Origin of the sequence: Rhodococcus sp. SGAir0479 (assembly GCF_005484805.1) — a bacterium.
Lineage (GTDB): Bacteria > Actinomycetota > Actinomycetes > Mycobacteriales > Mycobacteriaceae > Prescottella.
Genome location: NZ_CP039432.1, coordinates 3,832,236 through 3,858,009 on the forward strand (window position 1 = coordinate 3,832,236; position 25,774 = coordinate 3,858,009).

25 protein-coding genes and 1 tRNA gene are annotated in these 25,774 nt (G+C 70.3%); 13 read left to right on the plus strand and 13 right to left on the minus strand.

From position 1 onward, the window contains the following. Positions 1-97: 97 nt before the first annotated feature. Positions 98-1,561 (minus strand): wax ester/triacylglycerol synthase domain-containing protein, encoded by a 1,464-nt coding sequence (locus E7742_RS17705; RefSeq protein ID WP_137800136.1) that lies wholly within the window; start codon positions 1,559-1,561, stop codon positions 98-100. Between the two features lie 339 nt (positions 1,562-1,900). Here E7742_RS17705 and hppD point away from each other — a divergent pair, with 339 nt between their 5' ends. After that, positions 1,901-3,076 carry a 4-hydroxyphenylpyruvate dioxygenase gene (hppD, locus tag E7742_RS17710; RefSeq protein WP_137800137.1) on the plus strand — a complete coding sequence of 392 codons (1,176 nt, stop codon included), beginning with the start codon at positions 1,901-1,903 and terminating at the stop codon, positions 3,074-3,076. A 67-nt stretch (positions 3,077-3,143) separates the two neighbouring features. On the opposite strand, the gene E7742_RS17715 is transcribed toward hppD, so the two are convergent. Beyond that, complete coding sequence (locus E7742_RS17715; protein ID WP_137800138.1) at positions 3,144-3,956, minus strand: mycofactocin-coupled SDR family oxidoreductase; 813 nt, start codon at positions 3,954-3,956, stop codon at positions 3,144-3,146. A gap of 170 nt (positions 3,957-4,126) precedes the next feature. Between E7742_RS17715 and E7742_RS17720 the strand changes: the two genes are divergently transcribed. The 4 genes from E7742_RS17720 to E7742_RS17735 all read left to right on the plus strand — a co-directional run bounded on the left by E7742_RS17720 (position 4,127) and on the right by E7742_RS17735 (position 6,052). Beyond that, positions 4,127-4,200 (plus strand) — tRNA-Met (locus E7742_RS17720). A 205-nt stretch (positions 4,201-4,405) separates the two neighbouring features. After that, complete coding sequence (locus E7742_RS17725; RefSeq protein ID WP_137800139.1) at positions 4,406-4,879, plus strand: DUF309 domain-containing protein; 474 nt, start codon at positions 4,406-4,408, stop codon at positions 4,877-4,879. A 17-nt stretch (positions 4,880-4,896) separates the two neighbouring features. Then, positions 4,897-5,541 (plus strand): LON peptidase substrate-binding domain-containing protein, encoded by a 645-nt coding sequence (locus tag E7742_RS17730; protein ID WP_137800140.1) that lies wholly within the window; start codon positions 4,897-4,899, stop codon positions 5,539-5,541. A 64-nt stretch (positions 5,542-5,605) separates the two neighbouring features. Next, positions 5,606-6,052, plus strand: coding sequence for an SRPBCC family protein (locus E7742_RS17735; protein ID WP_137800141.1), 447 nt, complete (start codon positions 5,606-5,608; stop codon positions 6,050-6,052). 1 nt (position 6,053) lies between these two features. Here E7742_RS17735 and E7742_RS17740 read toward each other — a convergent pair whose 3' ends face one another. After that, the gene (locus E7742_RS17740) at positions 6,054-7,028 is read right to left on the minus strand and encodes an alpha/beta hydrolase fold domain-containing protein (RefSeq protein WP_137800142.1); all 975 of its coding nucleotides are present in this window, start codon (positions 7,026-7,028) and stop codon (positions 6,054-6,056) included. Between the two features lie 94 nt (positions 7,029-7,122). Continuing rightward, the gene (locus tag E7742_RS17745) at positions 7,123-8,268 is read right to left on the minus strand and encodes an alkaline phosphatase family protein (protein WP_441346927.1); all 1,146 of its coding nucleotides are present in this window, start codon (positions 8,266-8,268) and stop codon (positions 7,123-7,125) included. A 173-nt stretch (positions 8,269-8,441) separates the two neighbouring features. On the opposite strand from E7742_RS17745, the gene E7742_RS17750 reads away from it, so the two are divergent. The 5 genes from E7742_RS17750 to E7742_RS17770 all read left to right on the plus strand — a co-directional run bounded on the left by E7742_RS17750 (position 8,442) and on the right by E7742_RS17770 (position 13,676). Continuing rightward, a complete protein-coding gene (locus tag E7742_RS17750; RefSeq protein WP_137800144.1) occupies positions 8,442-9,449 on the plus strand; it encodes an NAD(P)H-dependent glycerol-3-phosphate dehydrogenase in 1,008 nt (335 codons plus the stop codon). Positions 9,450-9,537: 88 nt separating this feature from the next. Continuing rightward, entirely contained in the window at positions 9,538-11,016 is a 1,479-nt protein-coding gene (locus E7742_RS17755) for a flavin-containing monooxygenase (RefSeq protein ID WP_137800145.1), read from the plus strand. Between the two features lie 62 nt (positions 11,017-11,078). After that, complete coding sequence (aztD, locus tag E7742_RS17760; RefSeq protein ID WP_137800146.1) at positions 11,079-12,329, plus strand: zinc metallochaperone AztD; 1,251 nt, start codon at positions 11,079-11,081, stop codon at positions 12,327-12,329. Positions 12,330-12,494: 165 nt separating this feature from the next. After that, a complete protein-coding gene (locus E7742_RS17765; protein WP_137800147.1) occupies positions 12,495-12,968 on the plus strand; it encodes an alpha-isopropylmalate synthase regulatory domain-containing protein in 474 nt (157 codons plus the stop codon). An 87-nt stretch (positions 12,969-13,055) separates the two neighbouring features. Further along, positions 13,056-13,676, plus strand: coding sequence for a lipocalin family protein (locus E7742_RS17770; protein WP_137800148.1), 621 nt, complete (start codon positions 13,056-13,058; stop codon positions 13,674-13,676). A gap of 3 nt (positions 13,677-13,679) precedes the next feature. Here E7742_RS17770 and E7742_RS17775 read toward each other — a convergent pair whose 3' ends face one another. Beyond that, positions 13,680-15,161 (minus strand): SDR family oxidoreductase, encoded by a 1,482-nt coding sequence (locus tag E7742_RS17775; protein ID WP_137800149.1) that lies wholly within the window; start codon positions 15,159-15,161, stop codon positions 13,680-13,682. A 24-nt stretch (positions 15,162-15,185) separates the two neighbouring features. Here E7742_RS17775 and E7742_RS17780 point away from each other — a divergent pair, with 24 nt between their 5' ends. Next, positions 15,186-15,839 carry an alpha/beta hydrolase family protein gene (locus E7742_RS17780; protein WP_137800150.1) on the plus strand — a complete coding sequence of 218 codons (654 nt, stop codon included), beginning with the start codon at positions 15,186-15,188 and terminating at the stop codon, positions 15,837-15,839. On the opposite strand, the gene E7742_RS17785 is transcribed toward E7742_RS17780, so the two are convergent. Continuing rightward, positions 15,829-17,295 carry a DUF4185 domain-containing protein gene (locus E7742_RS17785; RefSeq protein WP_137800151.1) on the minus strand — a complete coding sequence of 489 codons (1,467 nt, stop codon included), beginning with the start codon at positions 17,293-17,295 and terminating at the stop codon, positions 15,829-15,831. The two genes, E7742_RS17780 and E7742_RS17785, sit on opposite strands and share 11 nt — an antisense overlap. Before the next feature lie 294 nt (positions 17,296-17,589). Here E7742_RS17785 and E7742_RS17790 point away from each other — a divergent pair, with 294 nt between their 5' ends. Then, complete coding sequence (locus tag E7742_RS17790; protein WP_137800152.1) at positions 17,590-18,708, plus strand: baeRF11 domain-containing protein; 1,119 nt, start codon at positions 17,590-17,592, stop codon at positions 18,706-18,708. A 22-nt stretch (positions 18,709-18,730) separates the two neighbouring features. Here E7742_RS17790 and E7742_RS17795 read toward each other — a convergent pair whose 3' ends face one another. Next, positions 18,731-19,480 carry a Clp protease N-terminal domain-containing protein gene (locus E7742_RS17795; protein ID WP_175420521.1) on the minus strand — a complete coding sequence of 250 codons (750 nt, stop codon included), beginning with the start codon at positions 19,478-19,480 and terminating at the stop codon, positions 18,731-18,733. Between the two features lie 201 nt (positions 19,481-19,681). Here E7742_RS17795 and E7742_RS17800 point away from each other — a divergent pair, with 201 nt between their 5' ends. After that, entirely contained in the window at positions 19,682-20,536 is an 855-nt protein-coding gene (locus E7742_RS17800; RefSeq protein ID WP_137800153.1) for an LLM class flavin-dependent oxidoreductase, read from the plus strand. Between the two features lie 35 nt (positions 20,537-20,571). On the opposite strand, the gene E7742_RS17805 is transcribed toward E7742_RS17800, so the two are convergent. From E7742_RS17805 to E7742_RS17830, 6 genes are read right to left on the minus strand one after another with little or no spacing between them, the layout of a single operon-like run. Then, positions 20,572-21,423 (minus strand): methylamine utilization protein, encoded by an 852-nt coding sequence (locus E7742_RS17805; protein WP_137800154.1) that lies wholly within the window; start codon positions 21,421-21,423, stop codon positions 20,572-20,574. A 39-nt stretch (positions 21,424-21,462) separates the two neighbouring features. After that, positions 21,463-21,789 (minus strand): cupredoxin domain-containing protein, encoded by a 327-nt coding sequence (locus E7742_RS17810; RefSeq protein WP_137800155.1) that lies wholly within the window; start codon positions 21,787-21,789, stop codon positions 21,463-21,465. Beyond that, positions 21,786-22,142 carry a cupredoxin domain-containing protein gene (locus E7742_RS17815; protein WP_137800156.1) on the minus strand — a complete coding sequence of 119 codons (357 nt, stop codon included), beginning with the start codon at positions 22,140-22,142 and terminating at the stop codon, positions 21,786-21,788. Before E7742_RS17815 ends, E7742_RS17810 begins: the two co-directional genes overlap by 4 nt. A gap of 11 nt (positions 22,143-22,153) precedes the next feature. Continuing rightward, on the minus strand, positions 22,154-23,752 hold the full coding sequence (locus E7742_RS17820; RefSeq protein WP_137800157.1) for a multicopper oxidase family protein: 1,599 nt from the start codon (positions 23,750-23,752) through the stop codon (positions 22,154-22,156). Further along, complete coding sequence (locus tag E7742_RS17825) at positions 23,749-25,074, minus strand: hypothetical protein (RefSeq protein WP_137800158.1); 1,326 nt, start codon at positions 25,072-25,074, stop codon at positions 23,749-23,751. Before E7742_RS17825 ends, E7742_RS17820 begins: the two co-directional genes overlap by 4 nt. After that, positions 25,071-25,772, minus strand: a complete 702-nt coding sequence (locus tag E7742_RS17830) for a methylamine dehydrogenase light chain (RefSeq protein WP_137800159.1) — start codon at positions 25,770-25,772, stop codon at positions 25,071-25,073. The genes E7742_RS17825 and E7742_RS17830 overlap by 4 nt, the downstream gene beginning before the upstream one ends. Positions 25,773-25,774 lie beyond the last annotated feature (2 nt).

The following is a 25,774-nucleotide window of genomic DNA, read 5'->3' on the forward strand; positions in this document are numbered from 1 at the left end:
TCCACTCCGATCGGGTCGCGTGGTGCGCACGTTCGGTATCAGACTAACGACGAATCCCGACGGGGACGGGCACTCGGACCGGCGCGGGTGGATCCGCTCAGGAAGCGATCCCGTCCGACGGACCCTGGACAGGTCCGTCGACGGTGGCCACCTGCTCCAACTCTGCGAGGCTCGCCCGGATCAGGTCGATGTATCGGTGCGGATCGGGCATCATCGCGCGATCGGCGAACACGGTCAGTGTCAGATCGCCCCCCGCCGCAGCCGCCAGGAAATGGCGCAGACCGTCCCCATCCACCGGTGGTTGACCACCGAACACCGCCGCGGCGGGCGCGCCCTCGAGCGTGAGGCTCTCCACCCCGAACGCCACGTTGCTGATCATGGTGTGCCGGTAGCGGGGACGGCCCGGGTCGTAGGTGGTGGCCTTCCGGTGCGCGTACGTCAGCAGCCGCATGAGCGGCGCCGGCACGTTCTCCGTCACCGCCGCGGCCCGGCGGACCGCGACGTGCGAGGTGCGCTCCTTCTCGGACTTCGACGATTCGGCGATTCGCGCCACCTGCTCGAGCCGATCCGCGACGTCGGTGTGCGTGTCGACGTTCATGATCGCCAGCTGGTTCGCGGACTCCCAGTCCTCGATCTTGCGCATGGACCGCGGCACCATTGCGACGAGCGAATCGCCGTAGGGTTCGCCCTTCTCGGCGAGGTAACCGGCGAGCGCGTTCGCCACGACGGCGAGGAGGGCGTCGTTCACGGTGGCCCCGGGAACGGCCTGCTTGATGCGTCGCAGTGCGGCCACGGACAGCGTGATCGGCACCATGGCCACCGAGCCGCTGACCGGGCCGTTGAACCGGATGCCCGGCCGCGCGCCCGGCGTCGACCAGGCACCGGACCGCTCGAGCTCCCCCACCGCTCGGGCGGCGGCCCGGTTGCCGGGAACGTCCCGTGCGAAGCGGCGCAGCCGGCGCGGAAGACCGGCCACCGACGCGGCGAACATTCGCGCCCGGGGGCACCGCGGTGGGTGGGCCGCGGTGGCGGTGCTCGTCCGGTCCGAGAACATCTCCTCCACCAGCTGCAGCACCCCCAGCCCGTCTCCGACACTGTGGTGCGCCTTGAGCGCCACCGCGGTGAGCCGGCCGGGTCCGTCGACGATCCCGGTGACGCCGGTGAAGAAGTGCAACTCCCACGGTGGCCGGGTGAGATCCATGCGTGAACTCACCAACCGGGCCAACGGTTCCTCGAGGGGAGCCCAGCCGGGCTCGGTGATCTCGGTGACCCGCACGTGGTCTTCCAGCTCGAAATCGGGCGCGGGAATCCAGTGCGGATGGTCCAGGCCCAGCGGCACCCGCCGGATGCGGTGCGTGAAAAGGTGGTGGTGGCCGAGGCGTGCCCGCACCCACTCGACCGCGCGCTCCGGTGTGAGCTCCGCGTCCGGATGGTGCGTGGTGTCGAAGACGTACACGACGACGAAATGCGCCATATTGCCGTCGGTCTCCCCGTAGACGAACTCGGCGTCCCGGGCCGCGATCGTGCGCGTGCCCGCCGCGAGCCGGTCGGCCAACCCCATGTACACCTCTCCCCGCAACTCCCCCGTCCGCCGCCGAAAGCCCGCGACGACAGTACTTTTCGCAGACCGTGCCCGGTAGCTCCCGTCCACGACGTATCGGCTACCGAAACTAGCGCAGCCGGGCCCCCACGGGGGGATTTTGACCGAAACATCCCCGGCACGCTCCCGTCTGCACCCGGCGGGCCGGCCCCGAACACGGTGCGGGCCGCTGTACAGAACGCACAGTCGAACACCCTCCGGCCGAGACAGATTGTCCAGTGTGAGCAGCAGCAGCGGTGGGTGTTGCCGAGCGCGAGCGCCGCGCGGTGCAATCGACACGACGTGACGGGAGGACTGCTCATGACCGTCGACCAGGCACTCGGCCGCCTCGACGATGCCGACCTGCGCCAACTGCTCGGACTCGTCGAACACGATCCGTCCACCGACCCGTTCCCGGTGGTCGGGTGGGACGCGATCGTGTGGGTGGTGGGCAACGCGACGCAGGCGGCCGCCTACTACCGCACGGTGTTCGGGATGAGACTCGAGGCGTACTCGGGCCCCGAGACCGGCAACCGCGATCACCGGGCCTTCGTATTACGCAGCGGCGCGGTCAGATTCGTGCTCAGCGGCGGTGTCGACCCGGCCAGTCCACTGCTCGACCACCACCGCCGGCACGGTGACGGCGTGTACGACGTCGCACTCGAGGTGACCGACGTCGACCGCTGCGTCGCGCACGCCCGCCGTCAGGGGGCGCGCGTTCTCGTCGAACCGCACGACGTCACCGACGAGCACGGCACCGTCCGCACCGCGAGCATCGCCGCGTACGGCGAGACCCGGCACACCCTCGTCGACCGGTCCCGCTACCCGGGTCCGTACCTGCCGGGGTTCGTCGCCCGCACCGGCGCCCCGAGCACTGCGCCGCAGGTGATCCAGGCGCTCGACCACGTGGTCGGCAACGTCGAACTGGGCAGGATGAACGAGTGGGTGGACTTCTACCACCGCGTCATGGGGTTCACCGATCTCGCCGAGTTCGTGGGCGACGACATCGCCACCGAATACTCGGCGCTGATGAGCAAGGTGGTCGCAAACGGCAACCACCGCATCAAGATTCCGCTCAACGAGCCCGCCGTGGGCCGGAAGCGGTCCCAGATCGACGAGTTCCTCGAGTTCTATCGCGGCCCGGGATCGCAGCACCTGGCGCTCGCGACGTCGGACATCCTGGGCGCCGTGGACCGGCTCGCCGAGGCGGGCGTCGAGTTCCTGCCGACGCCGGCGTCGTACTACGAGGACCCGGAGTTGCGGTCGCGGATCGGGGAGGTGCGCGTCCCGATCGGGGAACTCGCGCGTCGCGGCGTGCTCGTCGACCGGGACGAGGACGGCTACCTGCTGCAGATCTTCACCAAGCCGATCGGCGACCGGCCCACGGTGTTCTTCGAACTCATCGAGCGGCACGGTTCGCTCGGGTTCGGCAAGGGCAATTTCCGGGCCCTGTTCCTCGCGATCGAGCGGGAGCAGGAGCGGCGCGGCAATCTGTAGGCGCTTCGCGCCCGTGCGCCTTTTCGGTAGCGGGGCCTACCGGAAGGCACACGGGCGGCGCAGCCCCCTAGATGGACGTCAGACCCAGATCCAGCGACATCTGCGACCCGGTGACGGTGCGCGAGAGGTCGCTGGCCAGGTAGAGCACGGCCTCGGAGACGTCGTCGACGCTGCACTTGGTGAGCCCGGCGAGGGGCCACTTGAAGTTGTCGAGGTAGCGCGGGTACTGCGCCAGGATCTTGCCGACGTTGGCGTCCTGGCCCATCGGGGTGTCCACGGCACCCGGGTGAATCGAATTGACCCGGATACCGAACTCGCCCAGCTCGATCGCCGCGGTCTTCGTCAGGCCCACCAGTCCGTGCTTGGCGGAGGTGTAGTTCGACGTCCCGGGGCTGGCCTTGAGGCCGGCCGCCGAGCTGACGACGATGATCGAGCCGCCACGGCCGCCGTCGATCATCGCGGGCACGGCCGCCTTGAGCGTGCGCCAGACGCCGTTGAGGTTGATGTCGATCATCGTGGTCCACTGCTCCTCGGGCATCTCCCAGAAGCGGTTCCACGTCGAGATGCCGGCGTTGGCGACCACGACGTCGAGGCGACCGAACCGCTCCAGACCCGCGTCGACGGCCGCCTGCAGCGCCGCCTGGTCCCGGACGTCACCGACGGACGTGACGATTTCGCGGCCCTCGGCCCGGACCAGACGGGCGGTCTCCTCGAGATCCTCCGGCGTGGCCGCCGGGTAGCCGACGTCGTCGGACACCGACGCGCAGACGTCGAGCGCGATGATGTCCGCGCCCTCCCGAGCGAAGCGCACCGCGTGGTTGCGCCCCTGTCCGCGCGCCGCACCCGTGATGAAGGCGACCTTGTTCTCGAGCAGTGCCATGCGAATCCCTCCGGATCCCTCGTCGTGCAATGTTTTCGTCGTGCAGTGTCTTCGCAGATTAAGGCGGCGGCTCAACCCCCCGGGACGACGTTCCGGTGACCGGGAACACAGCGCCCGATCGCCCGGATGGTCATTGCGCCCCGAAATGTCGTGTAGGCTGAAATTACCGACGCGGGGTGGAGCAGCTCGGTAGCTCGCTGGGCTCATAACCCAGAGGTCGCAGGTTCAAATCCTGTCCCCGCTACAAATGGAAGCCCGGTCAACGAACAGTTGACCGGGCTTTCGCTTTCTCGCGGCCGGAGACTTCCAGTTGTCGCACGGTTTGTGGCACTGCCGCAGGGAGAATCCGTACCGACAACGCCTGCGCCGGTGGCACTCGCCCTGCGACGGCACCGGCCGACGACGCCGCACCCCTCCCCTGTCGACCGGTCGGCGGCTAGATTGCTTCTATGGCCGACCGCGATCGGGACACCCTCGGTAAGCCGCGCAACGCCCGGCCCCGGGACCGTCTGGGGCGCCCGCTCGCGTGGGGCGAGGAGGGCTTTCCCACGATGCCCGACGACCTGGACCTCGAACCCGACGAGGCGGTCACCGAGGCGCAGCGTCTGCTCGATCACGACCTGCCGTTCCACGCGCACGAGGTGCTCGAATCCGCGTGGAAGAAGGCCCCTTCCACCGAGCGCGGTCTGTGGCAGGGCCTGGCCCAGTTGGCGGTCGCGGTCACCCATCAGATGCGCGGCAATCCGGCGGGCGCGGTGTCGCTGTTGCGGCAGGGCCGACATCGCATCGCGGCGTTCGCGGACGATCCGCCACACGCCCTCGACATCAGCGGCCTGGTCGCCTGGGCGGACCATCTGATCGTCGAACTGGATCGTGACGCCCCGCCCGACACGGTGCCGGTTCCCCGCCTCCGGGTGCCCTGATGAGGGATCCTGACCGAATGACCGTTCTGCCGATGTTCCCCCTCGGTGGTGCGCTGCTGCCTGGGGAACGGCTGCCGCTGCACGTGTTCGAACCCCGCTACCAGGCACTCGTGCGCGACTGCCTCAACGCGACCGAGGGACCGGTGTTCGGCACCGTCCTCATCGCGCGGGGGCACGAGGTGGGCGGTGGCGACACCCGGCACGACGTCGGCACCGCGGTGCGCATCGTCTCTCACGTCGGGATCGGCGACGGCCGGTGGGCACTGGACTGCGTCGGGGAGGAACGGATCCGGATTCGGCACTGGCTCGGCGACGACCCGTATCCGCGCGCGGAGGTGCAGCCGTGGCCGGTGCCGGCAACCGGCCGGGTCTCCGACGATCAGCTCCGACATCTCACCGACAAGATCACCGAGCTGTACATCGTGCTCACTCGGGTCCGCGAGCTGCGCGACGACCCGCCACCGGCCCCGCCGCGCATGTTCGACGTGCTCGAGCAGCCCGGTGATCACCTGTACGCGCTCGCGTCCTGGGTGCCGATGGGCGCGGCGGACAAGTTCGCGGTCCTGGTGGCCGAGACCACGGACGAGCGGCACCGCGCGGTGGCGGACGCGATCGACAACGCCCGGGAAATCGCCGAGTTCCGCCTTTCGGAGCGTCGGTGACCGGGGACACTGTCGACATGTACTAACGTCCGAGCCCCGGGAGGCTCTGGGGAGGGAGCAACACATGATCCACGTTCGGCACACGGCGGTAGCGGTCGTTCCCGTCGACCTGGCGTTCGCGCACATCGACGACTATCGGAACGTGCCCGACTGGATGTTCGGGATCACCCGGTTCGACCCGCTGGGCGATCCGGACCGGGGTCTGGGCGCGCGCTACGACACCACGATGCAGATCGGTCCCAAGGCGCTGAAGTCGACGGTCGAGATCACCGAATGGGAGCAGGACCGGCTCATCACGCTGTCGTCGGTCGCCGGATTCGGCAACCGGTCCACGTGGATGTTCACCCCGGTCGGCGACGACCACACCGAATTGTCCGTCGATTTCGGTTACGAACTGCCGGGCGGACTCGCGGGACGGGCGCTCGGCAAACTCGTCGAGCCGTTCGTCGTCACGGCGATCAAGCAGACCGAGGCGAACCTGCGCGGACAGATCGAGGCCGCGGGCCGGTAGCTCACGCGGAGTGTCGGCCGCGGTAACCCAGGGCGCGGCGGGCGAAGTCGAGACTGAACGCGATCGTCAGCGTCGCCTCGTTCAGGATCGTGCCGAGCACCGGATAGGCGTGGATCTGGCCGCTCCACACATGCGTCTCGACGGCCTGCCCCACGTCCTCGAGCATCCCCGTCATCGCCTCGACGTCGGGACGCATCAGCTCGTACTGCGCGACACTGAAGAACACCGGCGGGAACAGCCGCGGGTCGGCCTCGATGGGCGAGTCGGCACCGGCGATCGGTTCCGGGCCGCCGGCCCAACGGTCCTTGAGCGCCTCGACCTGACCCATCGGGAGGTAGGCGTCGCGGCGCATGTAGTCGGGGTCGTGCTTTTCGAGCGCCAGGTTCAGCAGCGGGGAGTACCCGATCACCGCGGCCGGAGTCACCATGCCCCGCGACGCGGCCAGCTCGGCCACCTTCATCGCGAGGTAACCGCCGGCCGAATCACCGGCCAGGATGATCTTGGTGGGGTCCTCGGCCTCCCCGAGCAGATCGGTGTACGCCGCCATCGCGTCGTGGATCGACGTGCCGATGCCGCCGTACGGCAGCTGCCGGTACTCGACCGACACCACCGGGATCCCCGACCGCGCCGCGAGCACCGCGCACAGGCTGCGGTGCGTGGCCAGGCCGCAGAACACGAATCCGCCGCCGTGGAAGTACAGCACCGTGGCGCCGGCGAGCGCGTCCGACGCCTTGCGGTGGTGCGTGATCAGTTCACTGGGAACCCCGCCGAGCGTCCGCGATTCGATGGACACACCCCGCGGCTTCGGCAGTCGATCGACCACCTTCTCGAGGTGCGCGAGCGCCGCCAGTCCGCGGTCCGTCGCCGGCCACGCCGCGAACAGCGGCTTCACGAAGATCCGGGCGAACCAGAACACCAGCCACGCCCGCCAGCTCACCTTCCAGTGCCGGATGATCGTCGTCTCGCGCGTACGCATTCTGCCCCCAGTCGTCTTCCGCACCCGTCCGGTCCGCCCGTCCGTCCGTCCGCCACCCTAGAGTCCGACGGGCCGCCTCGCAGGGACTCGCGTGTCACACCTGCAGGAGGGGGACGAGTAGTTCGTCGTCGGTGAGTGCCCCGTGCTGGCCGGCCAGCAGCGACATCCGCGGCTCGGCCTCGGTGCGCACCACCGCGGTCGCACCGCGGGCGATCATCACGACGTCGCCGATGCGGCGCAGCGCGGCGGGCGTCGGGTCCGGTCCGAACAGCCCCGCCGCCACGGCATCGTCGCGGGTCCCCACCCACGCCCGCCGGCCCAGCACCGCCCGCCAGCGGCGCAGGACGTCGGCCGTCTGCCCAGGCTCGACATGGACGTACCGGCAGCGCGCCTCCCCGGTGAGCGCCGCGACCCCGTCCGACAGCGCGGGCTCGGCGTCGAAGTCCACGCGGTGCGGCGGATCGACGGACACCATGCCGTGGTCGGCGGTCACCAGCACCCGCACGTCCGGACCGAGATGCGCGACGAGGTCCTCGACGAGCCGGTCGACGATCGTCAGCTGCGCCACCCACGGGTCGCTGCCGGGGCCGTACACGTGCCCGAGCGTGTCGATCTGGCTCAGATAGCAGTAGACCAGGGTCCGTTCGGCGACCGTTGCCGCGTGCGCCGTGGAGTGCAGCAGGTCGCCGTAGGCGACGGTCCCGACGAACCGGGCGCCCCGCAACGCCGCACGGGTGAGTCCGCTGCCGGCGAACTCGCGGGGCAGCACGGTCGACGCGACCACACCGCCCGCCCTTGCCCGCTCGAATGCCGTCGGGGATGGCTGGATCCGCTCCGGCACCACCTTCGTCAGCGCGTCCCGCTTGTCCCCGACACGCTGCCAGCGCAACCAGTTGAACGGCCCGCCTGCCTCCGCGACGTCGGACACGTAGCCGGTGACCCCGTGCCGGCCCGACGGCAACCCCGTACCGAACGACGCGAGGCTCGTCGCGGTGGTGGTGGGAAAGCCCGCCCGGATCGCCTGCCCGTCCACACCGTTGAGGAACGGTGCGGCGTCGACGTTGCGGCGCAGCAGATTCCACCCCAGGCCGTCGATCACCAGCACCACCGTCCGGTGGGCGGCCGGCAGGCCCAGCCGATCGGTTTCACCCGGCAACCCCAGCGACGCGAGCACCGACGGCAGCACGTCGGCGAGCGTCGGCTCGGCGTACACGTCGCGCACGGGAAGGTCGTCCGTCACAGGAAGCACTCGCAATCGTCGCTCGGCACGGTGGCGTCGCTCCCAACTGTAGGGGCGCCGCACCGAACTGGTCTGCATTCGACAATCGGCGGCGAATCGGCACCACACGAGACCGCGGAGTGCCAACCTGAACCCATGAGTCCCACACACGTCCGTACACGAGGTGAGCACTGATGGCCCGCCCGGTCCGCGTCGTCGTTCTCGGGTCGGGGTCGTGGGGAACGACCGTGGCCACACTCGCGGCGCACAACACCCCCACCCTGCTGTGGTCGCGCAACCCCGACACCGCCGACGAGATCAACACCGAGCACCGCAATTCCCGCTATCTGGGCGAACACGAGCTGCCCGAGAGCCTGCGCGCGACCCCCGACATCGTGGAGGCCGCGAACGAGGCCGACGTGCTGGTGGTGGGCGTCCCGTCGCACGCGGTGCGCAGCACCCTGAACCGGATCGCGAACGACGTGCGCGCGTGGGTGCCGGTGCTCTCGCTAGCGAAGGGGCTCGAGCCCGGCACCCGGCAGCGGCCCACCGAGGTGATCTCCGAGTGTCTGCCCGGCCACCCCGTGGGCCTGCTGGCCGGCCCCAACATCGCGCGCGAGATCGCTGACGGCCTGGCCGCCGCCTCGGTGGTCGCGACGCAGGACGGCGACGTCGCGGCAGCTCTGCAACCGTTGTTCGCGTCCAAGGTCTTTCGGGTGTACCGCAACACGGACGTGCTCGGCTGCGAACTGGGCGGGGTACTCAAGAACATCGTGGCGATCGCGTCGGGAATGGCCGACGGTCTGGGGGTCGGCGACAACACCCGGGCGATGGTGCTCGCACGCGGGCTCGCCGAGATGACCCGGCTGGGCGAGACGATGGGCGCGAACCCGCGCACGTTCGCGGGGCTCACGGGTGTCGGCGACCTCATCGCCACGTGCATGAGCCCGGCCTCGCGCAACCGGCGCGTCGGCGAGGCGATCGCCCGCGGACTGACCGTCGAGCAGGCCGTCGAGGAACTGGGGCAGGTCGCCGAGGGCGTCAAGACCGCGCCGACGGTGATGGAGCTGGCCCGCGACTACGGGGTCGAGATGCCGATCGCCGCCGAGGTGGAGGCCGTCGTCGCCGGTCGCCGCACCCCCGCCGAGGCGTATCGCGGCCTGCGCAAGGTTCAGCCCGGCGACGAGGAAGAGGTCGCATGAACGGGTCGCCCGATTTGTCTTGAACACCGTTCAAGTTGCACACTGCTGACGACAGGCGGCGAGGGAGGCGCGGCGCGAAGGTCGGCGGATGGGAAGCAGTGTGTCGGAAGCGGTTCGTCAGGTACGGGTACTGATCGTGGGTGCCGGCTTCGCCGGACTCGGCATGGCCCTGCAACTCGCCGGCCGCGGCGAGCGCGACTTCCTGGTGCTCGAGAAGGCCGACGCCGTGGGCGGCACCTGGCGACAGAACACGTATCCGGGCTGCGAGTGCGACATCCCGTCCGTGCTGTACTCGTACTCGTTCGCCCCCAAGGCGGATTGGTCCTCCTCGCACGCCGCGCAGCCGGAGATCCTCGACTACCTCACCGAACTCACCGAGCGCCACGCATTGGGTGACCACATCGAGTTCGGCTCCGAGGTGGCCGGGGCACAGTGGAACGAGACCGATTGCCGCTGGCACGTTTTCGACAAGGCCGGGCGCGAGTTCGTGGCGCGGTACCTGGTGCTGGCGTCGGGCGCGCTCAACGTGCCGCGCCTCCCGCGCATCCCCGGCGCCGAGACGTTCGCGGGCGCGAGCATGCACTCGGCGCAATGGCGCGACGACGTCGACCTCACCGGCAAGCGGGTGGCCGTCGTCGGCACCGGCGCCAGCGCGGTGCAGATCGTCCCGCACCTCGCCCGGGAGGCGGCGAGCCTGCACGTCTTCCAGCGCACCCCCGCCTGGGTCCTGCCACGCCGGAGGTTCCGCGCGGCCGTCGCGGTGAGCCGACGGAGTGCGCTGGTCCGCAGGCTTTTCCGCGGGGCCGTCTACTGGGGCGCCGAATTGCTCGGCATCGGGCTCCGCCGGCCTCGACTGCTCGAGCGCACCCAGAACCGCGCCCTCGCCCACCTGCGACGTCAGGTGCCTGATGTGACCCTGCGTGACGCGCTCACCCCGGACTACCGCATCGGCTGCAAGCGGATCCTGCGCTCCGACGACTTCTATCCCACGCTCACCCGCGCGAACACCACGCTCGTCACCGACCCGATCACCGCGATCCACCCGAGCGGGATCGAGACCGCCGACGGCACCCGCCACGAGGTCGACGTCGTCGTGTACGCAACCGGGTTCCGGGTCGCCGGCGCGACGAACCGCATGCACCTGGTCGGCCGCGGCGGCGTGAGCCTGCTCGAACGCTGGCAGCACGACGGCGTCCGCACGCATCTCGGCGTCACGGTCGCCGGAATGCCCAACGCCTTCTTCCTGTCCGGCCCCAACACCGGCCTGGGCCACAACTCGGTGATCGTGATGATCGAGGCGCAGATTGCGCACGCACTGGACGCGATGCGCCTGGCCGAGGAAACCGGCGCGGCCGCGGTCGAGGTCCGCACCGAAGCTCAGGACGACTTCGATTCGTCTCTGCGGAAACGGCTCTCGCGCGGGGTCTGGAGTGTCGGCGGCTGCGCCAGTTGGTACCTGGACGCACGCGGGGCCAATCACGCGCTGTGGCCCGGGTCGTCGTGGGCGTACCGCAGGCGCACCCGCAGCGTGCATCCGGCCGATTACGCACTCCTGACGCACCACTGACATGCACGAATGCGCATCACCTCCTTTGACAATGGTTTTCATTACCATATAGACCTTGCGGCATGACCCGCATCCGACACGTTTCCCGTCCCCTCCCCGCGGTGGCCGCCGCCCTCACCTGCGCGGCACTGCTCGCGGCGTGCTCGAGCGCCGACGACGGCACCACCACCGTCGCCGCCGGCACCGGAAGCCCGGCCGCCGAGCCCGCGCAGACCCGCTCCGCGACACCCCGGCTGGCCGTCACGTACGACGGAGGCGTCCTCGTCCTCGACGCCGAATCCCTCGCCGTGGTCGGCGATTCCGACCTCCCGGGCTTCAACCGCATCAATCCCGCCGGTGACGAGCGCCACGTCATCGTCTCCACCGAGGGCGGCTTCCGCGTGCTCGACACCGGTACCTGGTCGCAGACCCACGGCGACCACGCCCACCACTGGACCGCCGCGCCCGCACTCACCGACATCACCTTCGACGCCGACGAGCCCGGGCACGTCGTCCGCCACGCGGGGCGCACCGTGCTGTTCGACGACGGCAGCGGCCGCATCGAGTCGTTCGACCCCGCCGCGCTCGCGGACGGCACGCCGCAGACGTCGTCGTTCACCACGCCCGCCGCACACCACGGCGTCGCGGTGGAGCTTGCCGACGGCGGACTCGTCACGACGCTCGGCGACGCGCAGACCCGCAACGGCATCGTCGTCTACGACGCCGCCCGCACCGAGATCACCCGAAACGAGCAGTGCCCGGGCGTGCACGGCGAGGCCGTCGCCGCGGACGAGGCCCTCGTCTTCGGTTGCGAGGACGGCCTGCTGATCTACCGGGACGGCGCCATCACCAAGGTCACCAGTCCCGACCCGTACGGGCGGATCGGCAACCAGGCGGGCTCCGAGGACTCCGCGGTGGTCCTGGGCGACTACAAGAGCGACCCGGACGCCGAACTCGAGCGTCCGCAACGGGTGTCGCTGACCGACACCGTCACGGGCGAGCTGCGCCTGGTCGACCTCGGCACGAGCTACACGTTCCGCTCCCTCGGCCGCGGCCCCTTCGGGGAGGCCCTGGTGCTGGGCACCGACGGTGCGCTGCACGTCCTCGACCCGTCGACCGGCGCGACCCTTCGGACGGTGCCCGTGGTGGACCCGTGGACCGAGCCCGACGAATGGCAGACGCCCCGGCCGGCGCTGTTCGTGCAGGGCTTCACCGCCTACGTCACCGATCCGTCCACGGACCGCATCCATGCCGTCGACATCGAGAAGGGGCAGGTCACCACCACCGCGGAGCTTCCGCACACGCCCGACGAGATCACCGGCGTCCGAGGCTGAGGGTTGCGTGTGTCGCGCGGTCGCGCTTAGACTCCTCGGTCATGCAGCGCATCCAGGTAGTAGTTCACCGCCGTAGCGGGGTCTGATTCGGACCGACCCCTCGCTGCGGGTCGTCTGAGCTGTCTACTTGTCGGTCCTTCCTTCACTTCAGGAAGACCCCCGAAAATGCGCACTTCCCAGGCTCTCGCCACCATCACGTTCTCGAACGATCCGTTCTTCCAGCGTTTCGGCACCAATCTGCCGCGTGACCTGCGCGCTCAGGCCCAGGGCCTGAGCTGGACCGAATTCGCCCAGCGTTTCGGCCCCACCGGCGGTCCCGTCCGGCTGGGCAGCTGGGACTGCACCGGTCTTCGCGCCGGCCGCAGCACCTACACCGCGACGCTCGCGATCGGCGACACCATCACGTCGGCGTCCGCGACGGCCACCGGCCCGATCGCGGCGCTGACGTCGATGCTCTACGACGCCGGTTTCCAGCTCGAGATCCTCTCGTTCCACCAGCAGCGCACGTCGGCGGGCACCGCGACGTTCATCCTGGCCGAACACGACGGCGAGCGCCGCTGGGCGATGGCCATCGGCGAGGACTGCATCTCGTCCTCGCTGTCGGCGATCATCGCGGGTGCGAATCTGCTGCACCGCTGAGATAGTTGATCTTCCGGACCCATCCACCGACGGGAGCGGCGGCGAATACCGCATGACCGCTCCCGTCTCCCCGGAAGGACGACCACCATGACCGTCACGAGGAAGCTCACCGCCGGACTCTTCGCCGCCGTGGCCGCGACCGCCGTCGCCACCGCCGCTCCCGCCGCGGCTCAGCCCACCGGCTCGGCCGACCTGTGGCAGCCACTCGCCCCGGTCCCCTCACTGGACGTCGCCCGGTACGTCGGCACGTGGTACCAGCTGGCCGCGGTGCCACAACCCTTCAATCTGGACTGTGCCCGCGACACCCGCGCGACGTACGGCGTGATCGACGCGTCGAACATCAGCGTGAACAACACGTGCACCACCTGGTCGGGCGGAACCAACGACATCACCGGCAATGCCCGCGTCAACGACCCGGTGACGAACGCCCAGCTGCACGTGAGCTTCCCGTCGGTGCCGTTCCAGAACGGGCCGGACGGTCCGACCAACTACGTCGTCACCTACCTCGCCGACGACTACTCGTGGGCACTGGTGGGGGATCCGGCCCGATTCTCCGGCTTCGTGCTCTCGCGCACGCCCGCAGTGAGCGAGGACGGCTGGCGGGAGATCCGCAGCGTCGTCGAATCGCGCGGCTACAACTCGTGCCTGCTGCTCACGTCGCCGGCGACCGGCGGACGCACCGACATCGCGCCGCTCTGCACGGTGTAGCGGTCACGGGGTCGCGGCGTACTCGCGCGCCGCGGCCCCGGTGATGTTGGTGAGCATTCCCTTGAAGATGATGCCGTGGAACGGCAGGATCGCGTACCAGTAGAGCCGTCCGGCGAGCCCGCGGGGGAAGAAGATCGCGCGCTGGTGCAGCCGCGAGCGATCCGGCCCGTCCGGGATCACCCGCCACTCGAGCCACGCGCCCCCGGGTGTGCGCATCTCCGCGCGCAACCGCAGCAGCGAACCACGCTCGATCGCCTCCACCCGCCAGAAGTCCAGCGGGTCACCGGTGTTGAGCCGGCGGGCGTCGCGCCGGCCGCGGGTCAGACCGACCCCGCCGACGAGTCGGTCGAGCCAGCCGCGGATCACCCACGCGAGCGGGAACGAGTACCAACCGTTCTCGCCGCCGATGCTCTCGAGGACCCGCCACAGCGTCTCGGCGTCGGCGTCGCACCCGGCCTCGCGCTCGTCCGTGTACACCGCCTCACCCGCCCAGTCGGGGTCGGACGGCAGCGGATCCGAGGGCGCACCCACCGGCGACGCGCTCGCCCAGTTGGTTTCCACGTCGCCCTCCTGGATCCGCCGCAACGCCAACCGGACCGCCTGCCGGTAGGTCGTCAGGCCCTCGGCCGGCGGCGGGATGACGGAGTCGATGTCGTGGTCGGACGCCACCGCGTCGTTGTGCAGCGATTCGATGAGCGCTCGCCCGAGCGAGCCGGGGATAGGTGTCACGAGCCCGATCCACAGGCCCGCCAGCCGCGGCGTGAGGACCGGGAGCACCAGCACCCGACGCCGGCGCAGTCCCGCGACCTCGGCGTACACCTTCATCATGTCCCCGTACGCGAGAACGTCGGGGCCACCGATGTCGTACGCGCGGCTGTGGGGCAGCGGCGCGTCGGCCGCCCGGACGAGGTAGTAGAGCACGTCGCGCACCGCGATCGGCTGGATCCGGTTGTTCACCCACTTGGGCGTCGTCATCACCGGCAACCGGTTGGTGAGGTGCCGGATCATCTCGAACGACGCCGAGCCCGACCCGATCACCACGCCGGCCTGCAGGACGATCGTGGGGACGCCCGAGTCCATGAGAATCTGCCCCACCTGGGCCCGCGACCGCATGTGCGGCGACAGAGCGACGTCCTCGGGATGCAACCCGCCCAGGTACACGAACCGCCCGACGCCGTTGGCCCGGGCGGCGGCGGCCATGTTGGTCGCCTCCACCCGCTCGGTCTCGACGAACTCGGACGACCCGCCCATCGAGTGCACGAGGTAGTAGACGACGTCGATGCCGGCCGTCGCGGCGCGGAGCGACTCGGGGTCGCCGAGGTCGCCGCGGACGATCTCGACGTCACGGGCCCACGGGATGTCACGCAGTTTGTCGGGAGACCGCACCAGGACCCGGACGTCGTGGCCGGCGGCGAGAAGCCGCGGCGCCAGACGCCCTCCGATGTACCCCGTGGCCCCGGTGACCAGCACCCGCAGTCGCTGCATCACCCCACGGTAACCTCGATGCTCATGAGCGCGCACGACGAGCGGTTCGACATCGACACCGACGGAGTGCAGGGCTACCTGCACCGGCCGGCCGGTGACCCGGTCGGCGCGCTCGCGCTGACGCACGGTGCGGGTGGCGACTTCGACGCGAAGTTGTTGCAGGCCATGGCCGCCGGGTTCGCCGCGCGCGGACTGCTGGTGCTGCGCTACAACCTGCCGTTCCGGCAACGTCGTCCGTCGGGCCCGCCCCACCGCGCACATGCCGAGGCGGACCGGGAGGGCATCGTGGCCGCCGCTGCCGCGCTCCGCGAACGCGCCGACGGCCCGATGATCCTCGCGGGCCACTCCTACGGGGGCCGCCAGTCGACGATGCTGGCCGCCGAACGTCCGGATGTCGCGGACGGTCTTGTGCTGCTGTCGTATCCGCTGCACCCGCCGGGCAAACCGGAGAAGCCGCGCACCGAGCATCTTCCGGATCTGCGGTCACCGTCGCTGTTCGTCCACGGCGATCGGGATCCTTTCGGCACCCCGGACGAGATGCGGGCCGCACTCGCACTGATCCCGGTCGCACACCCGCTGCTGGTGATCGAGGGCGGTCGGCACGGGCTCGATCCCGACCGCGCCGACGTCGTGGCCCGGACGGTCGACGCCGCGACCGAACTGTTCGCTATTCGTTGACGCGGGCGCGCATCAGGAAGACGTTGTAGTCCGACCACGTCGAGATCGTGAAGTACAGGTCGTTGCCGCGCGACCACGGGTGGATGAAGCCGCCGTACAGCTCCGGGTAGTCGAGCACCGACACCGTCGGGGCGCCGTCGGACCACTCGCCCTGCGGCGAATTCGCTTCGCGCAGCACGATGGCGGTCTTGGCGGTGTCCAGGTACGACATCTGCCACCTGCCGGTGGACTCGTCGTAGCGCACCGACAGCTCGGCGGCCGGGCCGTGCACGATCGGCGTGGCCGCCGCGGCGCCGCCCACGGGCGTCCAGTTGCCGTTGCTCCAGTACTGGTACGCCGACTTGTTGAGCACCTGGTCCCGCGGCACCCGGGCCAGTCCCACCGCGCCCAGACGCGTATTGGGGGTGCCGAACATGTAGACGTACTCCCCGGCCGGCACCATCGCCGCCACCTGGAAGCCGGTGACGCCGAAGATGTTGTCCCACTGCGCGTACGGATCCTTGGTCCAGGTGGAGCCGCCGTCGTCGGAGTAGGCGATGCCACCGTGGTTGGTCCACCACGTGCCGGGGACGGAGTTCCAGGTACGGATCGACATGTAACTCATGTACTGACGGTCACCCACCGCGAACCCGGACGTCGGGATGGTGGTGATCTCGACGTTGTCGAGTTTGCGGCTGCTCAGCAGCTCGGCGGCGTGACACCGCCCGTCCTGAACCATCGAGTCGAAACTCATTCCGTCCGAGAGGTTCCGGTCGGTGCTGAACGCCAGGACGTTGCTGCGCCAGTCGTCCCCCTGCCCACCGGGCGGATGGAAGCCCTTGCCGATGGTGTCGCCGAACGCGATCGCGACCTGACCGGGCGCACTCTCCCACATGATGCCGAGGTCGGTGCCCTGCACCTGCCAGCGCTTGTCGGTGCGGTTCACCGACCCCGCACCGGTCAGTTTCGCGACCCGGTCCACCTTCCCGATCCGCGGGGTCGGCGGCGCCGGGGTGCGCGGCGCGGGCTCGACGCCCGGGACGGCAGGCTCGGGCGGCGGGGGCAGTGGGCCGGGGTCCGGGCCGGGAACCGGGATCCCGAAGTGGAACGGGGCCGGCTTCAGCCCGATCTGCGGAATGTTCAGCTCCGTCGACAGCGATGTCGGCGGGGGCGGCTCGGTGGTGAGGTCCGGGCACGGGTCCGTGCACGGGTCGGCCGGCAGCGGCTCGGACGCGATCCGCGGCTGCGGCGCCTCCGGCGCCGGGAAGGGGACCGGGGTGACCACGGGGTACGGCACCGGGATCTCGAGCCGTTCCGGAATGATCGACTGCAGTTCGTGCGACAGCTCGGCCGCGCACGGGCCACTGCCCACGGCGCCGTTCGGAAGCGGATCGGCGGATGCGATCTGCGCGTGACCTGCCACCAGCGCGGTGCCCAGCACCCCCACCGCCGCCATCGCCGTGAGCCTGGTCGACATGCGTCCCCCGATCCGGCGGTTGCGTCGCCCGACGAACTCGCCTGTGTCCGAGGGGAAGATAACACCAAGATCAGCGGCGGAGCGTCACGACCGAGGGGCGCGTGCCGAGCGTCCGGTCCGGACGCCTGCCGGCTCTCGCGGACGTCGAGTGAACGGCGCTGCGGTCCAGGGCATTTTCCGCAGTGCGGGCACCCGCCGATGGCCGTCGTACACCGACGCGTCCGGGGACAAACCCCTGCCGGGACGTTACGGTCCTGGGTACGCTGAAGGCGACCAACTATCGGGAGGTCGAGGATGCTCTACAGCGATATTCCGAGTCATGCCGAGATTCGCCGGCTCGCCGAGGTGGAGGGTCGAACCTGCATCTCGATCTACACCCCCACCGAGGACGACATCCAGGACCCGGGCAAGAGCCGGCTCGAATTCACGAACCAGGTGAAATCCGCACTCGAACAGGTCGACGACCACAAGGAACGGGTGGCGTTCGAGCAAGCATTCGACGACCTGATCGAGGACGAGGCGTTCTGGCGGTATCAGGCCCGCACGCTCGTCGTGCTGGCCACGCCGGACCGGCTCCGTCGCTACCGGCTCCCCAATCGACTCGGCGCGGGCGTCATCGTCAGCGATCGCTTCTACCTCAAGCCCATGCTGCGGACGGTGACCTTCCCGCAGACGGCGTACGTGCTGGCGCTGGCCGAGGGGTCCGTCCGGTTGATCGAGGTCACGGCCGACCAGCCGCCCACCACGGTCGACGTGCCGGGCCTGCCGAAGGATGCCGCGAGCCACGCGGGGGTGCGCTCGCTCGGCCGCACCCCGCCCGGTCGGGTGCGCGGCCGGGTCCAGGGTGACGAGGGACGCAAGCTGCGAGTCCGCGAGTACGTGCGCGCCATCGATCACGAACTCCGCGCGGTGCTGACCGGGCGCGATATTCCGCTCATCCTGGCCGCTGCCGAGCCGACCGCCTCGCTGTATCGCTCGGTGAACAACTATCACAAGCTGCTCGACGAGGGCATCCAGGGCAACCCGGAGGAAATGAGCGACGAGCAGATCGCGGCCGCCACGCGCGCGGTTCTCGACGGGTACTACGCCCAGCAGCTCGCCGCCATCCGCCAACAGTTCGACGACCTCCGCTCCAAGGGCCGGGCCCAGATCGAGATTTCGGACGTCGCCCGGTCGGCGACCTTCGGCCGGATCGAGACGCTGCTGGTCGACATCGAGGGCATCGTCCCGGGCACGATCGACCCGGACAGCGGCACCGTCACGCTGGCCGAGCTCGACGGCAACCACGAGTACGGCGTGGTCGACGAGATCGCGCGGCGGGCGCTGCTGACCGGTGCGAAGGTGCTGGCCGTGCGCACCGGTGAGGTCCCGGACGAGGTGCCGGCCGCCGCCATCCTGCGCTACGCCGAATAGCGGCCGAACACGCTGGGGGAGGTTACTTCTCCTCCTCCTGTTGCTGCGCGGCCAGGAAGACGGACAGGGTCTCCCCGATGAGGGTGTCGACCGCCGGCTTCTCGACACCGAGGTCGGCGAGCACTCCGGCGCCGTCCTCCTGCTCGAGCAGTGCGAGCAGAATGTGCTCGGTGCCGACGTAGTTGTGCCCCAGTCGCAGCGCCTCCCGGAACGTCAGTTCCAGCACCTTGCGTGCCGCCGCGTCGAAGGGGATGAGGTCGGGAACGGAGTCACTGCGCGCCGGGAGCACCGCGGTGGCCGCCGCCCGGACGGCGTCGATGCCGGCGCCCTGCGCGGCCAGGACCCGCACGGCGATCGCTTCGGGGTCCACGAGCAGGCCCAGCACCAGGTGTTCGGGCTGGATCTGGTCGTTGCCGGCCGCGCGGGCCTCGTTCTGCGCGGCCATCACGGTGTTGCGCGCCCGCGGCGTGAACCGGCTGAACCCCTGGTCGGCGTCCAGGTCGGACGGCTCCCCCGGGCCCTTCGGCACGAAACGCTTCTGCGCGGCCTGCTTGGTGACCCCCATGCTGTGGCCGATGTCGGTCCACGACGCGCCCGAGCGGCGTGCCTGATCGACGAAGTGCCCGATCAGGTGGTCGGCCACCTCGCCGAGGTGTTCGGCGGCCAGTACCGCGTCGGTCAGCTGTTCGAGGGCGTCGTCGTGCACCTTCTTGATCGCATCGATGAGGTCGTCCAGCCGAACGGGGTTCGGCATCTGCACCGGATTCGTCATACGACAACCGTAGGTTGACGATCGTGAATCGTCAACCCCGAGTTGTCGGCACCGTACAAGTCGATACCCCCCGAGTCCTGAACGGGAGTTCAGCGCACGCTTCGCCGCCCCGACCGTGCCGTGAACTCCCGTTCAGGAGATGGTGGGGCGGCGGGAGACCTATCGTGAGAAGTGGCCCGGTACCCGGCGAAGGAGTCCGCAATGCCCGACTACGGCAACGACATCCGGTTCGGTTACTTCCTCGTCCCCGACGCGAGCGCCGCGCAGGGCATCCTCGACACTGCGGCGGTGCTCGATCGCGTGGGGTTCGACCTCGTCGGCGTGCAGGACCACCCTTACCAACGCCGGTTCCTCGACGCGTGGACCCTGTTGTCCGCCATCGCATCCCGCACCGAGAACCTCACGGTCTTCCCCGATGTCGCGAGCCTGCCGCTGCGCCCGCCCGCGGTGCTGGCGAAGGCGGCCGCGAGCCTCGACGTGCTGACCGGCGGGCGGGTCGAGCTGGGGCTGGGCGCCGGCGCCTTCTGGGACGCCATCGCCGCGATGGGCGGTCCGCGGCGATCGCCGGGTGAGTCGGTGCAGGCGTTGCGGGAGGCCGTGGCCGTGATGCGACTGATGTGGAGCGGTGAACGGGCGATCCGGTTCGACGGCGACTTCTACGCGGTGGACGGCGTCCACCCCGGACCCGTTCCGGCTCACCCCATCGGTATCTGGATCGGCGGCTACAAACCGCGCATGCTGCGGCTGGTCGGCGAGCTCGGCGACGGCTGGCTCCCGTCGCTCGGGTACATCGACGACGACGGCATCGCCGCGGCCACCCGGACCATCGACGACGCGGCCACCGCAGCGGGCCGGGATCCCGCCCGCATCCGCCGCATCCTGAACGTCGGCGACGACATCCCGCGCGACGAGCTCGCGCAGCGACTGACCGCGTTCGCCCTCGACCACGGCATCGACACCTTCGTGCTGGGTGGACCGGCCAGCGACGAGCAGCTCTCGTACCTGGCGCAGGACGTGTTCCCCGCGGTACGCGACGCCGTCGACGCCGCCCGGTAGGGACGCGGACCCCGAACGGTCCGCGTCCCCCGGCGTCACATCAGTGCGACGGCGGCGAAGGCGGCCACCGCGACCAGCCCGGCACCGGTGATCACCTGGACCCGGCGGTCGACGACGCACATCGCGGACAGGAAGCCCGGCATGGATCCACCGCGTCGGGTGTGGACGATGGCCAGCAGGCTCGGCATGCAGCGACCCAGGCTCACGAGCGTGAACAGCGCGGCCCCCAGTGCCGGTGAGCCGACCGCGATGACGCCGAGGACCAGCAGGTAGTAGGCGCTGGATCGGATGAAGATCACGAACCCGGGGCCGATCATCGCTCCGAACAGCAGTGAGACCTTCCACGGCGGCGCGGAGCGGCGCAGGTGACGCGGGAGCTGACGTCGACGCATGGGGGCGGGCAACGTGACCAGCCCCATCTCGTGCAGACCGTACGCCACCGCGAACACCGCCCAGATTCCCAGCGCCCACCCGACCGGGAGCGCTCCCGCTGCCACCGCGCCGAGCGCGCCCAGCAGCGCACCGGTGGGCGCGCCCGTGCCGATCGAGCCCAACGCGTGCCAGGCGAGCCGCCGCACCGGGGTCGACGAGCCGCGCCGATCCGGCTGCTTCGGTGCGGCGACCACACCGGCCACCGACATCCCGCACGTCGACCAGTTCGCGGCCAGCGCGGTGAGCACGCCGGCACCGACGACGGACGCGGTGAGCGCCGACCCGGCCGTGGGGGCGACGAGGACCCCGGCGCCGGCGCCGACCACGGCACCGGCGGCCAGGAGCGCCGCGCGGGCGGGCATCGAGACCGCCTTCCGCAGCGTGGGCCGGATCGCCGGGACGTCGGTCGCAATGGGGGCGTGCGCGAGCGACTCGCGCGTGAGTGTCTCCGTCATCGGAGCCTCCTTCGATTCTCGATCGGACTGTGTTGTGTGTCAGCCGGTTACGGTGACGGTCCCGGTCATGTACCGGTGGACCGAACAGTGGTACTCGTAGACGCCCACGGCGTCGAAGGTGTGTTCGTAGCTCCCTTCACTCGTGATGCCGCTGTCGAACTCGCCGTCGGATCCGACGTGGTGGAGCAGGCCACCGTCCTCGAACCGCCACTGCACCGTGCCCCCGACAGGCACGGTGACGTCCATCGGCTCGAAGTGGACGTTGCGGACCACCACGACGGCATCCGGGCCGGTGGCCTGCGCATCCGCACACCCCGCGACCAGGGACAGCAGCGCGACGGGCGCGGCGCACCACTGCCGGATCATTCCGTCACGACGACGGTGCCGACCATCATCGGGTGCGGCGTGCAGTGGTAGTCGAAGGTGCCGGCCTCGTCGAACGTGTACTCGTAGGTGCCCTCGGTGAGCAGGTCGCTCTTCAGCTGACCCGCGACCGCGCCCTCGCCGACCACGTCGTGCGGCAGACCGGAGTCGTCGAACCGCCACTGCACGGTCTGTCCCTTCTCGATGGTCACCTGGGCCGGTGAATAGGACATGTTCTTCACCTCGACGACGGCGGCCGGGGCGCCGCCGCCCGCGTCGGCGTCGCCACTGCTGCACCCGGTGGCCAGCGCGGCCGACACGATCAGGCCCGCGGTGAGCGCGATGAGCTTCTTCATGATCGGTCCTCTCAACGGATGTACCGCAGGTTCGCGGTCATCCCGGCTTCGAAGTGATAGGCGTTGTGGCAATGGAACATCCACTCCCCCGGATTGTCGGCGTCGAACTCGATCGCCAGCTCCGTGCCCGGTAGCACGATCACCGTGTCCCGCCGCAGACCCCCGTAGTCGGGAACGGCGAACGTATGACCGTGCGTGTGCATGGGATGCCACATCGACGACGTGTTCGCCATCGTGATGCGCACCCGCTCGCCCTGCTTCATGACGAGCCTGCCGGCGTCCGGCCCCGCCATGCCCCACACGTAGCGGTCGCCCGCCTGGATGAGCTCGACGCGGTAGTCGCGGTCGGGTCGACGGTCCGCGAGCCGCACCGCGTCCACGGGACGCAATGCGCTCTCGGGGACCAGGCGACCGTTCAGCTCCGGAACCTGCCCTCCCACATCGGGGTTCGAGAGCGGGACCGCGTCCGGGGTGCGCAGCACCGTCGACGCGTACCCGTCCCGACCCTCCACCCCGGCGACCACGGGCCACGCCCCCGAGCGGACGGTGACGAGCACGTCGAGCCGTTGCGCCATGCCGACGATCACGGTGTCCGCGGTGACCGGCCGGACGTCGAACCCGTCGGCGGCCACGATGGTCAGTTCGTGTCCGGCCACCGCGAAGCGGTACGGAGTCTCCGCCGCCGCGTTGACGATTCGCAGCCGCAACCGCTGTCCTGCCGGCGCCTCGATCACCGCCGGATCGTTCGGCGGGCGGCCGTTGATCAGGTGCATCGGGTACGCGATGTGCTGCGTCATGCCGCCCAGCGCCCCGGAATCCCCGTGGCCCTGCGACACCAGTTGCTGCGCCCGCTCCATCTCGGGCTCGGCGTGCGCCGCCGGCGCCGCCGCGGCGCCACCGTGTCCTGCGTGTCCGCCCGCGATCGCCGGGTTCAGTGCCATCAGCACCGCGTCCGGGGTCGTGCCGAGTCCGTCCACCCAGTCGTCGAGCACCAGCACGGCGTCCGCGTCGGCGCCCGTGCGGTCGTCGGGGTCCTCGACGATCAGGGCGCCGAACAGCCCACGGTCGGCCTGCAGGCCGCTGTGCGAGTGGTACCAGTAGGTCCCGGGGTCGGGGGCGACGAAGTCGTAGTCGAACGTGCCCCCGCCGGCTGCGATGGCCGGCTGCGTCACCGGCGCCGCCCCGTCCATGTCGTTCCGAATGCGGATGCCGTGCCAGTGCAGCGTCGTTTCGGCGGGCAGACCGTTGTCGACCGCCACCCGGAGCCGGTCACCCCGGCTCACCCGCAGTTCGGGTGCCACGGCGTTGCCGCCGTACGTCCACGTGTTCACCAGCCGGCCGCCGAGATCGACCGTTCCTGCGGCCGCGGCGAGCGCGAACGACGCCGTGACACCGCTCGCGGCACGAGCGGCCTCCGCCGCGGCCACCTCTCGGTCGGTGGGCAGGATGTAGTCGAGGTCGGTCGCCGTCGGCTGCGCCGTCGACGCCCCGGTGCCGCACCCCGTGGACGCCAGCCCGAGTGCTCCGAGCCCGACCGCGCCGGCTCCGAGCGAACTCAGGCGCAGGAATCGGCGGCGGTCGAGCACGAGACCGCGGTCCCGTCGAGTCATCGGATCACCTGGGGGGTGAGCAGCGTCCCGACGTCCTCGACGGTGCCGGTCACCTCGGCGGAGCTGACCTGGTTGCCCGTCGCCGCCTCGACGCCGACGATCCGCTGCTTGCTCTCGCCGTCCACCTCCGGCCCGGCACCCAGGACGTACAGGGTGCGGCCGTCCACCGAGTACGCCATGGTCTCGATGCTCGTCAGACCGAGGACGGCCAGGTCGAGTGTCCTGACCGACGCGAAGGTCGCAGCGTCGCGCAGTTCGATCTTGACGACGTCCCCGCCGCGGGCGGAATGCGGATGGATCTCGGTGTCGGTGTACTCGATGGCGATGCGGTTGCCGCTGTTGTCGATGGCGTTGCCGGCGAACCGACCGCCGTCCTGCCCGGCGTTGCCGATCGGGGCCACCGCCGCCGCCGGCAGCCCGTTCGCGAAGTCGAGGACGTACACGTCGCCGTTCGCTCCGACGAGCAGCGCCTTCTTCGCGTCCGCTGCCCACGTGACCTCGCGGGTGCTGACGAAGTCCTCGGGCAACACCTCGGCGCGCTTCGTCTCGGTGGGGACGCCGGAGTCGTCGATCGAGATCTGGATCAACTCGCGCGTCTCCTCGCACACGCTGTAGAGCTCGTGCCCGTCGAGCCACGTGAACGGTCCGCACCCGACGATCTGCAGCGCGCCGCTCTCCTTCTTCGCGGCCAGGTCGACCACCCGCACGCCGTACAGGCCGTCGTCCCACGTCACGAAGTACTTGCCGTCCGACGTGACCGCGCTCGAGCCGGGGCGCGAGTGGACGCGGGCGTAGTCGGGCAACTGCACCTCGGACGGCTCGAGCAGGTTTCCGGAGTACGTGCTCACGGTGAAGTCGGCGGCACCGCGCGACCCCCGCGGGCGCCACACCTCGGCGGCGAGAACGGCAGGGTCCGTGGACTTCTCGCCGACGAAGCCGTGGATCACCGGGTCCCAGATCCCGGGGCCCACGACGATCCGGCTCCCGGCCACGCCGGTCGCCGGGTCGATGATGTTGACGCCCAGCTCGAGATTGCCGAATCCGCCTGCGACGGCCAGGAGTTCGTTCGGTCCGATGGGATCGATCTCGCCGACGTGCAGCGGCTCGGGGATGGTCGTCCCGATGGCCTGATCGTCGTGACCCAGCGAGATGCCCTCGCCCGGAGCGGTGAACGGCACACTCGGGTACGTCACCTCGCCCGCGGCGGTCTCGGTGTCGCCGCCCGCCTCGGCGTCCGACGAGCACGCAGCCAGCGAGAGCACCAGCGCGACGGGGACGGCGGCCGCGGCGCCGCGGACGAGCCGTCGTGACAGGTCCGTCATGATCCGGCACCCACCTTCGGGCGTGCCGCCGGACGGGCCTGGCAGTCCTCCCCTATGATCGGCGCCATCGTGCAGGTGTACGACTGGGATTCGTCGGAGACGCACCAGATGATCTCCTGGTCGTAGCTTCCCGAGACGGGGTTGTACATGATCGCCTGCATGTCCGGCTCACCGCAGAACGCGTTGGAGCACGACGGCGCCCCGCAGCAGTCGTAGTACGCGATGAGGTACGTCTTACCGGTGTCGGGATTGGTGCAGCAGCCCACCCAGAACTCCGCTCCGGGCTTGCTGCCGGGCGCGCACGTGGTGACGCCGCCACCGTTGCAGGCGGCGCACGACGTGCCGTCCATGTTGCACCAGCGCCAGTACTCGCACTCGGCGGGATCCTTGCCGTCGTAGACGGGGGTGAGCGGCTCACCGGCGGGCTGCGGCGCCGGGGGCGCCTCCTGCGCGACGGCGCTGCGCGTGACCGGCAAGGAACTGATCAGTGCCACCCCGGAAACGCCCATCGTCCAGCGCCCGATTCGGCTGATCATCGAACGCCGGGACACCCGTTCGGACATCCGGCGCCCGGCCCGCCCGGCGAGCGTCCCGCCGGCGCCGGCCATCCACGCGGCCTGTTCCCGGACGGTGTCCTCGTCCACCGGATACCGGTTCTCGTGCATCTCCGGTCCGTCGTGCATCGGTATGTCGTGCATGG